Source organism: Pseudomonas sp. ADAK2 TE3594, from assembly GCF_053628675.1.
In genome coordinates this window covers 2,269,908-2,285,313 of record NZ_JBRJGV010000001.1, presented here as the reverse complement: position 1 = coordinate 2,285,313, position 15,406 = coordinate 2,269,908, and the positions used below count along the sequence as shown (strand labels likewise).

The 15,406-nt window shown below is 61.4% G+C and carries 9 protein-coding genes; 8 read left to right on the top strand and 1 reads right to left on the bottom strand.

The genetic code is table 11. From position 1 onward, the window contains the following. Positions 1–12 precede the first annotated feature (12 nt). From treZ to AB7M22_RS10375, 8 genes are all read left to right on the top strand, one after another. Entirely contained in the window at positions 13–1,809 is a 1,797-nt protein-coding gene (treZ, locus tag AB7M22_RS10410) for a malto-oligosyltrehalose trehalohydrolase (RefSeq protein WP_454186198.1), read from the top strand. Next, positions 1,806–3,884, top strand: coding sequence for a 4-alpha-glucanotransferase (gene malQ / locus AB7M22_RS10405; protein ID WP_454186197.1), 2,079 nt, complete (start codon positions 1,806–1,808; stop codon positions 3,882–3,884). Before treZ ends, malQ begins: the two co-directional genes overlap by 4 nt. Next, a complete protein-coding gene (locus AB7M22_RS10400) occupies positions 3,881–6,679 on the top strand; it encodes a malto-oligosyltrehalose synthase (RefSeq protein WP_454186196.1) in 2,799 nt (932 codons plus the stop codon). Before malQ ends, AB7M22_RS10400 begins: the two co-directional genes overlap by 4 nt. 21 nt (positions 6,680–6,700) lie before the next feature. After that, on the top strand, positions 6,701–7,054 hold the full coding sequence (locus AB7M22_RS10395; RefSeq protein WP_007901336.1) for a DUF2934 domain-containing protein: 354 nt from the start codon (positions 6,701–6,703) through the stop codon (positions 7,052–7,054). A gap of 138 nt (positions 7,055–7,192) precedes the next feature. Beyond that, positions 7,193–9,352 (top strand): glycogen debranching protein GlgX, encoded by a 2,160-nt coding sequence (gene glgX / locus AB7M22_RS10390; protein ID WP_454186195.1) that lies wholly within the window; start codon positions 7,193–7,195, stop codon positions 9,350–9,352. Positions 9,353–9,678: 326 nt separating this feature from the next. Then, complete coding sequence (locus AB7M22_RS10385; protein ID WP_454186194.1) at positions 9,679–10,437, top strand: PIG-L deacetylase family protein; 759 nt, start codon at positions 9,679–9,681, stop codon at positions 10,435–10,437. Positions 10,438–10,744: 307 nt separating this feature from the next. Then, a complete protein-coding gene (locus tag AB7M22_RS10380; protein WP_454186193.1) occupies positions 10,745–11,545 on the top strand; it encodes an endonuclease/exonuclease/phosphatase family protein in 801 nt (266 codons plus the stop codon). A 427-nt stretch (positions 11,546–11,972) separates the two neighbouring features. Next, complete coding sequence (locus tag AB7M22_RS10375) at positions 11,973–13,040, top strand: autotransporter domain-containing protein (protein ID WP_454186192.1); 1,068 nt, start codon at positions 11,973–11,975, stop codon at positions 13,038–13,040. Between the two features lie 134 nt (positions 13,041–13,174). Here the strand turns inward: AB7M22_RS10375 and glgB are convergent, their stop codons facing one another. Beyond that, a complete protein-coding gene (gene glgB, locus AB7M22_RS10370) occupies positions 13,175–15,406 on the bottom strand; it encodes a 1,4-alpha-glucan branching protein GlgB (protein WP_454186191.1) in 2,232 nt (743 codons plus the stop codon).

Genomic DNA, 15,406 nt, shown 5'->3' with positions numbered 1-15,406 from the left:
AGGCTTTCAACGATGCCGTTACGGACCCTTGAGACCTGGCCCCACGGCGCGATCATGCTGGACGCCGAACACACGCGTTTTGCCTTGTGGGCGCCAGATGCGTTTTTCGTCAGTCTCGAACTGGAAGATGGACAATCCCTACCGCTATTGCCTCAGGCCGATGGCTGGTTTGTGATCAAGACCCGCTGCCCCGCGGGTACCCGCTACCGCTACAACATCGATGGCGAGCTTACGGTGCCGGACCCGGCCTCCCGCGCCCAGGCGGGCGATATCGACAGCCACAGCGTGGTAGTCGATCCCCTCGCCTATCGGTGGCAATACAGCGCCTGGCAGGGGCGGTCCTGGAATGAGGCGGTGATCTACGAACTGCATGTCGGAGTACTCGGCGGTTTCCGGGAGGTCGAGCAGCATCTGGAACACCTGGTCGAGCTGGGTATTACCGCCATCGAACTGATGCCGCTGGCGCAGTTCCCCGGCGAGCGAAACTGGGGCTATGACGGGGTTTTACTTTACGCGCCTCAAGCCTCCTACGGCTCGCCCGAACAACTCAAACACCTGATCGACACGGCCCACGGCCATGGCCTGGCGGTGATTCTCGACGTGGTCTACAACCACTTCGGCCCGGACGGCAATTACCTGCATCGCTACGCAGAAGGCTTTTTCCGCGAAGACAAACACACCCCGTGGGGCGCGGCCATCGACTTCCGGCGGCGCGAGGTGCGCGACTTCTTTATCGACAACGCGCTGATGTGGTTGCTGGAGTACCGCTTCGACGGGCTGCGTCTGGACGCGGTGCACGCCATCGAAGACCCGGACTTTCTTCAAGAGCTGGCGCAACGGGTGCGGCGGCAAACCGATCCGGCGCGGCATGTGTGGCTCATGGCGGAAAACGAGCACAACCAGGCCAGCCTGCTGGAGCAAGGTTTCGATGCGCAGTGGAACGATGACGGCCATAACGCCCTGCACGTTCTGCTCACGGGTGAAACCGATGCCTATTACGCCGATTATGCCGAGCAGCCCACCGAACAGCTCGCCCGCTGCCTGAGCCAGGGCTTTGTGTTTCAGGGCCACATCACCCGCCACGGTACGCCGCGAGGTGAGCCGAGCGGTCACTTGCCGCCCACGGCCTTCGTGCTTTTTCTGCAGAACCACGACCAGATCGGCAACCGTGCCTTTGGCGAGCGCCTGCATCAGCTGGCCCATCCTGACGCCCTTTACGCCGCCACCGCGTTGCTGCTGTTGTCGCCGATGATCCCGCTGATGTTCATGGGCGACGAATTCGCCGCCGAGCAACCGTTTCTATTCTTCACCAGCCACCATGGTGAATTGGCGGAGTTGGTGCGCGAGGGACGACGCAATGAGTTCGCGGCGTTCAGCGCCTTTGCCGACCCGCACAAACGCAAGCAGATTCCCGACCCGAACGCGATACAGACCTTCGAAGCTTCACGGCCGACACTGACCCCCAGCCGCCAATCGCCGATTTACCAGCTCTATCGCCAACTGCTGGAGATCCGCCACCGACACATCATCGCGCACCTGCCCGGCGCCCAGGCGCTGGGTGCGCAGGTACTGGCCGCGGGCGCGGTGACGGCGCGCTGGCGGCTGGGCGATGGCAGTCAGTTGCGCATTGACCTGAACCTCAGCGATGCGCCCGTGGTCCACTCCCCACAGGCCGACGCGACGTTGCTGTTCGAACACCCGCCACAATCGGCCGGTCTGTTGAATCAGGGCATGCTTGCCCCGTATTGCGCGCTAGTCAGCCTCACGGCCGCAGCCCCTTTGCTACCCCCGGATGGAGAGCGCCCATGAGCGATGCGCAACTGGAAATACTGGCCAGCCGAGCAGGCCTGGCCGTCGACTGGATCGACGCAAATGGCCGTCCACAGAAAGTCACCCCGGCGGTGTTGCGCTCGGTACTCAGCGGACTAGGCCATCCGGCCAGTACCGCCCAGGAGATCGACGCCAGCCTGCTGCAACTGCAAGAGGTGCAACAAACCCGCCACCTGCCACCGCTGCTGACCTGCGACGTGGGCGTCGGCCTTGACCTGGCCCACTACTTCGAACCGCAAACCCCGTGTGAGATCCATCTCGAAGACGGCTCACGGATTAACTTGAAGCTTGATGACAACGCTGTGTTGCCCGGCCTGGTGCCGGTGGGTTATCAGCACGTCAGCATCGACGATCAATCTTTCACCCTGGCGGTGGCACCCCAGCGCTGCTACAGCGTCGGCGATGCGGTTGACAGTCAAAACCCGCGCACCTGGGGCCTGAGCGTGCAGTTGTATTCGCTGCGTCGCCCCGGCGATGGCGGTTTCGGCGATACCCAGGCCCTCGAAGATCTGGCCCGAGTGGCCGGCGAAAGGGGCGCCGAAGCGTTGGCGATCAGCCCGCTGCATGCGATGTTCAGCGGCGACACCCAGCGGTACAGCCCTTACTCGCCGTCCAGTCGTTTGTTCCTCAATAGCTTGTACGCGGCGCCCGGTGCGATTCTCGGTGAGCGTGCCCTGCGTACCGCGATCGACGCCACCGGCCTTGCCGCTGAGCTCAAGCACCTGGAAAAACTGCCGCTGATCGACTGGCCCACCGCCGCCGAAGCCAAGCACCGCTTGCTCGAAGCCTTGTACGAAGGATTCACCCACGGCGAACACCCCTTGCACCCAGACTTCAGCAGCTTCCGCCATGCCGGTGGCGAAGCACTGGAAAATCATTGCCGCTTCGAAGCCATCCAGGAAGCCCGTGCGCGGCGCGGTGAAAGCCTCGACTGGCGTGAGTGGCCCGAACAATGGCGTGACCCGCGCAGCACCGCTCTGGCGCATTTTGCCGAAGAAAACTCGACCCGCATCGGCTACTACGCGTTCTGCCAATGGCTGATTGCGCGCAGCCTGGAACGCGCCCAAGCCGCCGCCCGCGGTGCCGGCATGGGCGTCGGCCTGATCGCCGACCTGGCAGTGGGCGCCGACGGCGGCGGCAGCCAGGCCTGGAGTCGCCAGGACGAATTGCTCGCCTCACTGACCGTGGGTGCGCCACCGGACATCCTCAACCGTTCCGGCCAGGGCTGGGGCATTTCCGCGTTCTCCCCCGAAGGCCTGGTGCGCAACGGCTTTCGCGCATTCATCGAAATGCTGCGGGCCAACTTCGCCCATGCCGGCGGCTTGCGAATCGATCACGTCATGGGGCTGCAACGACTGTGGGTGATCCCCAATGACGCGCCGCCCAGCGACGGTGCCTACCTCTATTACCCGGTGGACGACCTGCTGCGCTTGCTGACCCTCGAATCCCATCGACATCAGGCCATCGTTCTCGGCGAAGACCTCGGCACCGTGCCCGAGGGTTTGCGCGAAAAACTCATTGCGCGCTCGATTCTCGGCATGCGCGTACTGCTGTTTGAACAGGACAATACTCACTTCAAGCCGATTCTCGACTGGCCGGACAACGCCCTGGCAACCACCAGCACCCATGACCTGCCGACGCTCAATGGCTGGTGGCATGGCCGCGATATCGATTGGAGCGCGCGCTTGAATCTGGTCGACGCCCCGGGTGAAATCGAATGGCGCCAACACCGTGAGCGCGAGCGCGAAGGTTTGCGTCGGGTGCTGAGCCAGGACCCGCAGAATTTCCGCGAAGAGTCCCACGAAACCGATCAGGTGCTCGATGCCGCGATCCGCTTCCTCGGCCATACCCGCGCGCCGCTGGTATTGCTGCCAATGGAAGATGCCTTGGGTATCGAACAGCAGGCCAACCTGCCCGGCACCACCGACACCCATCCCAACTGGTCCCGCAGGCTACCCGGCGACAGCGAAGCCCTGCTCGATGATCCGGACGCCGCCCGACGCCTGGAACTGCTCGCCTGCGCGCGACTTCAGGCGGCCGAGCGTGACCAATGAATCAACCGTTCAACCAACCGCTGCGGGCGACTCTGCGGCTGCAATTTCATAAAGGTTTCACCCTGGATCAGGCGGTGCCGCTGGTGCCGTATTTCGCCAGCCTGGGCATCAGCCATGTCTATGCCTCGCCGCTGCTCGCCGCCCGCGCAGGCTCCATGCATGGCTACGACGTGGTGGACCCGACCACCGTCAACCCTGAACTGGGCGGCGAAGCTGCATTGCGCCGTTTGGTCGGTGCATTGCGCGAACAGAACATGGGGCTGATCCTCGATATCGTCTCCAACCACATGGCCGTTGGTGGTGGCGATAACCCCTGGTGGCTCGACTTGCTGGAATGGGGGCGACTGAGCCCTTACGGCGAGTTCTTCGACATTCAGTGGCATTCGCCCGACCCGTTGATGGAGGGCCAATTGCTGCTGCCTTTTTTGGGCAGCGATTACGGCATCGCCTTGCAGGACGGCACCCTGCCCTTGCGTTTTGATGCCCGGCGCGGCGCCTTTTATGTCGAGCACTATGAGCACCACTTCCCGATTTGCCCGACGAACTACGGCGAACTGCTCAAGGCAGATGATCAACTGGATGCCGAGCAGGCCGAGCAGCTCAAATCCCTGGCAGACCGCTTCAGTACCTTGAGCTACCAGACTGACGCGCACAGCCTGGCGATTCCACTGAAAACGGAACTGGCTGAACTGGCCAGCGATCCGGCCATTCTTCAGGCCATCCAGCACACGCTCGGCACCTACGACTCGCTCACTCCCGAGGGTTTCCAGCGCCTGCATAACCTGCTGGAGCGCCAGAGTTATCGCCTGGCCAGTTGGCGCACCGCGGCGGACGACATCAACTGGCGGCGGTTTTTCGATATCAATGAACTGGGCGGTCTGCGCGTCGAACGCCCGGCAGTGTTCGAAGCGACCCATGCCAAAATCTTCGAGCTGGTGGCCGAGGGTCTTGTCGACGGGCTGCGCATCGATCACATCGATGGCCTCGCTGACCCGCGTGGTTACTGTCGCAAATTGCGCCGCCGAGTCGATAGCCTGGCACCGGGCAGGCACCTGCCGATCTATGTCGAGAAGATCCTCGGTGAAGGTGAAACCTTGCACCGCGACTGGTCTGTCGATGGCAGCACCGGTTACGAATTCATGAACCAGCTGTCGTTGCTGCAACACGACCCCGAAGGCGCCCAGACCTTGGGTGAACTCTGGAGCCGGCACAGCGAACGGCCCGCCGATTTCCGTCAGGAAGCACAACTGGCGCGCCAGCAGATTCTCAACGGCTCTCTGGCCGGGGATTTCGAAAGTGTCGCCCACGCCCTGTTGCAAGTGGCCCGGGACGACGTGATGACCCGGGACCTGACCCTCGGCGCGATCCGACGGGCCTTGCAGGGACTGATTGTGCACTTCCCGGTGTATCGCACTTACATCAGCCCGCTGGGCCGAAACTGCGCCCAGGACGAGGGGTTTTTCCAGCAGGCCATGGACGGTGCAAGGCAAACCCTCGGCGAGGCCGACTGGCCCGTGCTCGATTGCCTGGCCGGCTGGCTCGGTGGCCAGCCCTGGCGCAAGCACCCGGTGGGCCGCCCACGCAAGCTGCTCAAGCATGCCTGCGTGCGCTTCCAGCAACTGACCTCACCGGCGGCGGCCAAGGCGGTGGAAGACACCGCGCTTTATCGTTCGGCCGTGCTGTTGTCGCGCAACGATGTGGGCTACAACACCGAGCAGTTCAGTGCGCCGGTGGCTGACTTCCATGCCGCCTGCGCCAATCGCCTCGTCGAATTTCCCGACAACCTGCTGGCCACCGCGACCCATGACCACAAACGCGGCGAAGACACCCGCGCGCGGCTGGCTGTGTTGAGCGAGCGCAGCGCCTGGTATGCCGAACAGGTCGAACACTGGCGAACCCTGGCCGACGAATTGCGCGCTGAACCCGGCGCGCCCTCGGCGGGCGACGAGCTGATTCTCTATCAAGCGATCCTCGGCAGTTGGCCGCTGGAACTGCGCAGCGACGATCAGCCCGCGCTCGAGGACTACGCCAAACGCCTCTGGCAGTGGCAACAGAAAGCCCTGCGCGAAGCCAAGTTGCAAAGCAGCTGGAGCGCGCCAAACGAGGGCTATGAACAGGCGATCCATGGGTTTCTCGAACGCCTGCTGCTCAGCCCCGAAGGCCAGCCACTGCGCATGGCCGTCGGAGCGGCGGCGCAGAGCATCGCCGCACCGGGCGCGTTGAATGGCTTGGCGCAAACCTTGCTGCGAATGACCGTGCCGGGGGTACCGGACCTCTATCAGGGCAACGAGTTCTGGGACTTCACGCTGGTCGATCCGGACAACCGCCGGCCGGTGGATTACGTCAGTCGTCAGCAGGCCATGCACGTACGGTTGGACTTGCCCGATCTGTTGGCGAACTGGCGTGACGGGCGCATCAAGCAAACCTTGATCGCCCAAGCGTTACACCGGAGGGCCGAGCATGCCGGGCTGTTTCAAAAAGGGGCTTATCAAGCCCTTGAAGTCCTCGGCAGCCAGGCCCACCGGGTATTGGCATTTACACGTGAATGGCAGGGAAAACGGGCTATCGTGATCGTACCGATACGCTGTGCCGAACTGCTGGAAAACAGTGCCAAACCACAGGTTGACGCGCCGCGGTGGGGCGATACCCGAATCAAATTGACGTTCGCCGCGCCTGAAGAAGATCTGAAGGGACTTTTTACAAGCGTCGCAGTCACAAAACACAGGGAGCTGATGGTCAGCGCCGCGCTGGGGGATTTCCCGGTCAATCTCATTATCCAAACGACCCAAGCTTGAGTTCAGTTCAGGAGCATTGCGATGAGTACCGACGATAAACGCATCCGCGAATTTGCCTATCAAATCTGGGAGTCCGAGGGCAAACCCGTGGGCCAGGAAAAACGCCATTGGGAGATGGCCTGCAAACTGGTCGAAGCCGAACGCCTGGCCCCCGGCAAATCCGCGAAAGCAAGCGGCAGCAAAACCGCCGGCACCAAGTCCGCTGCCGGCAAGCCGGACGGTAAGCTGGTCAATGCCAAGGGCATCGAACCGACACTCAAGGCCAAAGCCAAGCCCAAAGCCAAACCCGCCGCGGCTTCGGCGGTGATCCCTCCGGGCGAGAAGAAAACCGCCGAGAAAAAGCCTCGCGCTGCGCGTAAACCGCCCACGGCCTGACGTTTGCCGCCTTGCCCCGCTTGATTTCGCGGCGTGCCCCTCGCCATCGAGGGCACGCTCGCCCGCGCAACACCGCAGCTCGCAAACCACGGCCCGATTCATTGCGGTCCAGTGCAGCCCCCCAATGCAGGAGCATTTATGACCAGTCCAAAGAAAACCGCGCCCGAGCCTCATGCCGAGGCCTCGCGGATACGTGAAGGCTTGCCCTTCCCGCTAGGTGCAACCTGGGATGGCCTGGGGGTCAATTTCGCGCTGTTTTCGGCTAACGCAACCAAGGTCGAACTGTGCATCTTCGACGACGCCGGCGAGGTGGAGATCGAACGTATCGAGTTGCCGGAATACACCGACGAGATCTACCACGGCTACTTGCCCGACGCCCATCCGGGGTTGATCTACGGCTATCGCGTGTATGGGCCGTACGACCCGGCCAACGGTCATCGCTTCAACCACAACAAGCTGCTGATCGACCCCTACGCCAAACAACTGGTCGGCCAATTGAAATGGTCCGAAGCGTTGTTCGGTTTCACCATCGGCCATCCTGACGCCGACCTCAGTTTTGATGAACGGGACAGCGCGCCCTTCGTGCCCAAATGCAAAGTGATCGACCCGGCCCACACCTGGGGCCACGACCATCGGGTCAGCGTGCCGTGGGACAAGACGATCATTTATGAGACTCACGTACGCGGTTTCAGCATGCGTCACCCCTCCGTCCCCGAGAACCTGCGCGGCACCTTCGCCGGGTTGATGGTCGATGACGTGCTGGAACACATCCGCAAGCTCGGCGTGTCGACCGTGGAATTGCTGCCGATTCACGCCTTCGTCAATGACCAGCATCTGTTGCACAAAGGCATGACCAATTACTGGGGCTACAACAGCATTGCGTTCTTTGCCCCGGACCCGCGCTACCTGGCCAGCGGCAAGATCGCCGAGTTCAAGGAGATGGTCGCGCACCTGCACGAGGCCAATCTGGAAGTCATCCTCGATGTGGTCTACAACCACACCGCCGAGGGCAACGAACAAGGCCCGACCCTGTCGATGCGCGGCATCGACAACGCCTCCTACTATCGGCTGATGCCCGACGACAAGCGCTACTACATCAACGATTCCGGGACCGGCAATACCCTGGACCTGAGTCACCCGTGCGTGCTGCAAATGGTCACCGACTCGTTGCGTTACTGGGCCACGGAAATGCACGTCGACGGTTTCCGTTTTGACCTGGCGACCATCCTCGGCCGTTACCATGACGGTTTCGACGAGCGTCACAGCTTTCTCGTGGCCTGCCGTCAGGATCCGGTGTTGCGCCAGGTGAAGCTGATTTCCGAATCCTGGGACTGTGGCCCCGGCGGTTATCAGGTCGGGAAATTCCCGCCGGGTTGGGTCGAATGGAACGACAGATTCCGCGACACCGTGCGCGCGTTCTGGAAAGGCGACGACGGTCAGCTCGCCGACTTCGCCAACCGCATGACCGCCTCCGGTGAGATGTTCAACCAGCGTGGACGCCGACCGTATGCCTCGCTGAACTTCATTACCGCCCATGACGGCTTCACCCTCAACGACCTGGTGTCGTACAACGACAAGCACAACGAAGCCAACGACGAGAACAATCAGGACGGCAGCAACAACAATCTGTCCTGGAACCACGGTGTCGAAGGCCCTACCGACGATCCCGAGATCAATGAGCTGCGCCAACGGCAAATGCGCAACTTCTTCGCCACGTTGCTGCTGTCCCAGGGCACGCCGATGCTGGTGGCCGGCGATGAGTTCGCCCGCACCCAGGAAGGTAATAACAACGCTTATTGCCAGGACAGCGAGATCGGTTGGGTCAATTGGGACCTGAGCGAAGACGGCAAGGCCCTGCTCAAGTTCGTCAAACGCCTGATCAAATTGCGCCTGGCCTATCCGATTCTGCGTCGCGGGCGCTTCCTGGTGGGCAATTACAACGAAGACATCGGCGTCAAAGATGTGACATGGCTGGCCCCGGACGGCAGCGAAATGTCTACCGAACAATGGGAGGAAAGCCACGGTCGTTGCCTGGGCATGCTGCTCGATGGCCGCGCCCAGGAAACCGGCATTCGCCGCAAGGGCGCCGACGCGACCCTGCTGCTGGTGGTCAACGCCCACCATGACATCGTCAACTTCCTGCTGCCGGAAGTGCCTGACGGCGGTTTCTGGACCTGCATGATCGATACCAATCAACCGTCGATTCGTGGCCAGGAACGCTTCGAGTTCGGTCACCAATATTCGGTCACCGGCCGTTCGCTGCTGCTGTTCGAGTTGCAGCGCGAAGAAGAAGAGTGAACATCCATGTAGGAGCGAGGCTTGCCCGCGAAGACGGTGTGTCAGTCGACATCATCGTTACCTGACGCACCGCCTTCGCGGGCAAGCCTCGCTCCTACAGCAATTGCGATTATTTGCGAAACCTGACACAGCCCGGGTTAAAAAAATCGTATCAGACCAAAGACTGGGGCGACGAATAGCGTTCCATGAGCAATACTCTGCCCGCGGCAATCCAGGGTTCGGAGCGCTGCAATTGCTATCTACCCGCCTTCACGGGTCTGCCAGGCTTGCGCCCTCGCAAGCATTGCGCACGACTGAGGGCCAGACAGAACAAGGACGTAGCGCCTATGAAAACGGTTTCCATCAGCGAAAGTGATCTGCCCGCGCAAATCTGGAACAACGCCCGGCAACTGGACAACATCCCTGTCATCAACACCGAAACACTGGTCCCGGCCGGCGCTCGCGCAGTGGTGATCGCGCCGCATCCCGGCGATGAAGTGGTGACCTGCGGCGGCCTCCTGCAACAACTGTGCGCCCTTGGCCATCCTCTGCAATTGATCTCGATCACCGACGGTAGCTACAGTCATTTTGGATCGCGACAGTGGTCACAGAAACGCCTGAGCGTATTCCGCCCCCAGGAAAGCGTCGAAGCCTTGCGCCGGCTCGGAGTGCCGATGCACAGCCTGAAGTGGATTCGCGCCGGCTTCACCGACAGCGGGCTGGCCGAGCGGGAGTCTGAACTGACCCAATTCATCGTCCGCTACCTGCGCCCCGGCGATGTGGTGTTCACCACCTGGCGCGAAGACGGCAACCTCGACCACGACGCCGTCGGCCGTGCCAGCGCCAGGGCCGCGGCGCTGGTCGGTGCGACGCTCAACGAAATACCGGTTTGGGCCTGGCACTGGCCGACACGTGACCATGGGCTGATCCCCTGGCATCGCGCGCGCAAGGTACGCCTCGACACCTGGACCGTCGCGCGTAAAAGCCATGCCACCTACGCTTACGCCAGCCAACTCGACGGTGAACCGATGATCGGCGTCTCCCCGTCAGTGCCCCGGGTACTGCTGGAGCGCATGCGTTTGCCGTATGAAATTGTGTTTGTCTGAATTATTCGAGGAAAGTCTTTTGTGGGCTGGGGGCTTTGGGCTGAGGGGCTTTTGTGGCTGAGGGCTTTGGGCTGAGGGGCTTTTGTGGCGAGGGGGCTTGCCCCCGTTGGGTCGCGAAGCGGCCCCAAAAGCTTTGCGACTGCTTCGCAGCCGAACGGGGGCAAGCCCCCTCGCCACAAAAGCCCCTCAGCCAAAAGCCTCCAGCCACAGTAGCTCGCTCCCACATTGGATTGGCGTCGCTCAAACTGAACTGCTCGCCCATGCATCAGTCGCATACATACATCAGCCTTGATTCAGAGGAGTGAACGTGACCAGCGATGCCGAACGCCAAGCCGTCGAATCAATGCCATCGAACACGCCGTCGGCGATTCATCGACTCAGAGTGCTGACAGTCAACACCCACAAAGGCTTCACCGCCCTCAACCGGCGCTTCATCCTCCCGGAACTGCGCGAAGCAGTCCGCAGTACCTCGGCGGACCTGGTGTTTCTGCAGGAAGTGGTCGGTGAGCACGACCGGCATTCTTCCCGCTACAACGATTGGCCACCGACCTCGCAGTACGAGTTCCTGGCCGACAGCATGTGGAGCGATTTCGCTTACGGTCGCAACGCGGTCTACCCCGACGGCCACCACGGCAATGCCCTGCTGTCGAAATATCCGATCCGTGAATTTCGCAACCTCGACGTCTCGATCACTGGCCCCGAGCGGCGCGGGTTGTTGCACTGTGTGCTGGATGTGCCGGGCCATGCCGAAGTGCATGCCATTTGCGTGCACCTGAGCCTGTTGGAAAGCCATCGACAACTCCAGCTGCAATTGCTTTGCCTGTTGCTCGAGTCGCTGCCCGATGAGGCCCCGGTGATCATTGCCGGCGACTTCAACGACTGGCAGTTGCAAGGCAACGCCGCCCTCGCCCGGCGCGACTACCTGCATGAAGCCTTCGAACGTCATCATGGTCGACCGGCGAAAACTTACCCGGCGCGTTTTCCCCTGCTGCGCCTGGACCGGATCTACTTGCGCAATGCCAGCAGTCATGAACCGCGAATACTCAGCCACAAACCCTGGACGCATCTATCAGACCATTTGCCGCTGGCGGTGGAGGTGCGCCTGTAACAGCGTCAAGCAGCAGTCGCCAAGGACTGCCAACCCTGACAGAAAAAATGACAGCAATAGCGCGCCGATGCCGTTTGTTTATCCTGCACTGGATCATCCGTCAAACAACCGATACCCCCTATTCAACCCGTCTGACTCGTGCCTTTCGAGATGATTTTTCGCACAAACAACAACTTATATACGCGCCAAAAATCAGTCACTTACAACGCCTAAAATAGCCATACCGCCTATCGGCCACTTTCTTGACGCAGCGCCAGCAGTCTTCTTAGCTAGTGCTTACTACCCCCGGAAATCCATCAGGGGCAAGCCTCCAGACTCCTGTAAAAACGGGCGGGTCTGACCTTGCCTCAATCCATTCGGTCGCCCCTCATTCGGGGTAGGAGAGACGCCACAGCGAGATACACATGCGATTGCAAGGTAGACCCCCATGAAAACTTCATTCACCTCACAAGAGATCAAAATCACTTTTTGCACGGTCACAGGTTCACTCCTGCTGTGTTCATCCATGGAGGTGCGGGCCTCGTCTGCCGAGGACGAAACACCCCTCTGGTACAACCAGGCACTGCCAACCCTTACCTTGCCCGCCGGTTCCGCCACGTATCCCGGCCGCTTAGGCGTCAATCCAGACTTACAAAGCTCACGCCTGACGGTTGAAGACGCCGCGCCTTCGGCCTGGGACCACGTCTATGGAAAGACCTCACGGCAGGCCCAAACCGATTATCTGGCCCAAAGTTCTTCTATCCCCGGCTCCAGTGAATTCAAAGGCCCGGCGCTGCTGACCGTACAAAGCAACGGCGGCCATACCCAACGGGTCGGACTGATCGGCGGCACCACCCAACTCCAGGGCAATGACCACGGCCTGCTGACCAGTCGCGCCCTTGCCGATCCCGGCCATGACACGCTCAACCTCCAAGGCCAAAGTCTCGGCGCCTACTGGAGCCTGACCGGCCCGCAAGGCTGGCACGTCGACTTGACGGCCAGCGGTGGCCGGGTCAACGGCTACAGTCGCAATGACCAGGGCGCACGACAAGCCACCGAAGGCAGCGCGGTGACGCTGTCGGTGGAAGGTGGTTTCCCGATTGGTCTGGGTAATAACTGGGTGATCGAACCCCAGGCGCAGTTGATCAATCAACGCATTACGCTGGATACGCCGTACGCCGGCTCAGGCAATGCTTCCTCCAGCGACATGACCTCCTGGAGCGGTCGGGTCGGTGCACGCTTGAAAGGCAGTTACGACATTAACGGCTTGCCGGTCGAACCGTATGTGCGGACCAACGTGTGGCACACGGTGTACACCGGCAATACCGTGAGCCTGGATCAGGTCGACAAAATCAGCAGCAGTCGCAATTCATCGACCGTGGATGTGGGTCTGGGTTTGGTGGCCAGAGTGACGCCTTTGGTCAGCCTGTATATCAGCGCCGATTACAGTAGCGATGTGGATGACAATGATTTGAACGGGTTGATTGGCAGTTTGGGTGTGCGGATGCGGTGGTGAAGCCTGGCCGATGATCGTTCCCACGCTCCGCGTGGGAATGCCTCAATGGACGCTCTGCGTCCACCTTGGGACGCGGAGCGTCCCGGGCTGCATTCCCACGCAGAGCGTGGGAACGATCAGGACGCGGTTTTGGATCAACCCTCCGGCCGCAATATCAACACCCCCAACGGCGGCAAATTCAACGCCAGTGAGAGGACCTGGCCATGGCTCGGTTCTTCGTCGGTGAACACCCCGCCGCCATTGCCGTAATTGGACCCGGCATAAGTGTCGGCATCGCTGTTGATCAACTCGACCCAGCGCCCGGCAAACGGTACGCCGACACGGTAGGACTGACGCGGCACCGGGGTAAAGTTGGCCACCACCAATACCGGCCTGCCCTCCTTGCTCCAGCGCAACCAGGCATAGACGCTGTTGATCGCGTCGTCGCCGATCAACCACTGGAAGCCTTGCGGCGCATCGTCCTGATCGTGCAGCGCCGGCTCTTCGCGATATAACCGATTCAGGTCACCGACCAGTTTGCGCACCCCCTGGTGTTCCGGGTATTGCAGTAAATACCAGTCCAGTTGCTGATCGTGATTCCACTCGCGCCACTGGCCGAACTCGCAGCCCATGAACAACAGTTTCTTGCCGGGATGCGTCCACATGAAACTCAAGTAAGCCCGCAGGTTGGCAAACTTCTGCCAGCGATCGCCGGGCATCTTGTCGATCAGCGAATGCTTGCCATGCACCACTTCATCGTGAGAAATCGGCAGGATGAAGCGCTCGGACCAGGCATACACCAGGCCGAAACTCAGCTCATTGTGATGATGGGCGCGGTACACCGGATCCTGCTGAATGTAATGCAGTGAATCGTGCATCCAGCCCATGTTCCACTTATAGGCAAAACCCAGCCCTCCCTGCTGCGTGCCCTGGCTGACACCCGGCCACGCCGTGGACTCCTCGGCAATCACCAGCGCACCCGGCGTTTCCAGGGCCACCACATCGTTGAGGTGGCGGACGAAATCAATGGCCTCCAGATTCTCCCGACCGCCGTGACGGTTGGGCACCCATTCGCCGGCCTTGCGCGAGTAATCGCGATACAGCATCGACGCCACTGCATCCACGCGCAGACCATCGACGTGGAAATGCTTGAGCCAGTGCAGCGCCGACGCCAGCATGTAGCCGTGCACCTCGGTGCGGCCCAGGTTGTAGATCAGTGTGTCCCAGTCCTGGTGAAAACCTTCCTGCGGGTTGCCGTACTCATACAGCGCGGTGCCATCGAACTGCGCCAGGCCGTGGGTATCAGTAGGGAAATGCGCCGGCACCCAATCGAGGATCACACCGATCTCGGCCTGGTGACAGGCATCGACGAAAGCAGCGAATTCATCCGGCGTGCCGTAACGGGCGCTCGGGGCAAATTGCGACAGCAGTTGATACCCCCAGGAACCACCGAACGGATGCTCCATGATCGGCATCAATTCAATGTGGGTGAAACCCAGCTCCTTCACATAAGGAATCAGCCGCTCGGCCAACTCGGGCCAGGTGTACTGACGGGCGACCTCGCCCAGGTCATCCAGCTCGCATTGCCAGGAACCGGCGTGCAATTCGTAGATCGATAACGGTGCGCTGGTTCGCTGACGTTCGCCCCGCGACTGCATCCAGTCGTGGTCCTGCCAGTCGATTTTCAGCGGCGAGGCGACCTTCGATGCTGTGTCCGGTGGCAGAGCGGTGGCGAGGGCCATCGGGTCGGCCTTGAGCGGCAAAATGCCGTGGGCACCGAGGATTTCGTATTTGTAGGCCTCCCCCGCTTGCAGGCGCGGAATGAACAACTCCCAGACGCCGGAAGGATGGCGCAGGCGCATCGGATGCCGACGGCCGTCCCAGACGTTGAAATCACCGACCACCGAGACCCTTTTGGCGTTCGGCGCCCACACGGCGAAGCGCACACCCTCTACGCCATCGACCGTCTTCAGCTGTGCGCCGAGGCAACTGCTCAAGTCGCGGTGATTGCCCTCGGCGAACAGGTACAAGTCCATCTCGCCGAGTAACGGGCCAAAGCTGTAAGGGTCCTCGGCGAGTTGCTCGCCACCGGCCCAACGGGTTCGCAACTGATAGGGTCGGGCTCGCTCGAAGTGCCCGACGAACAGCCCCGGAGTTTGGGTGGTCTCAAGGTTGCCGAGTTCTTCCCCGGATTCCTTGTCCACCACCTGCACGCTCAAGGCGTCCGGTAGATAGGCTCGAATGAATTGCCCGCCAGCGCCATCGCCGTGCGGGCCGAGAATTGCAAAGGGGTCCCGATGCTCGGCGCGTACCAACGCATCGATATCCCGCGCCCTGGGCAGCAGCGCCTGTTCCACGTGCCCCTGTTCCTTGTTCGAGATACTCAT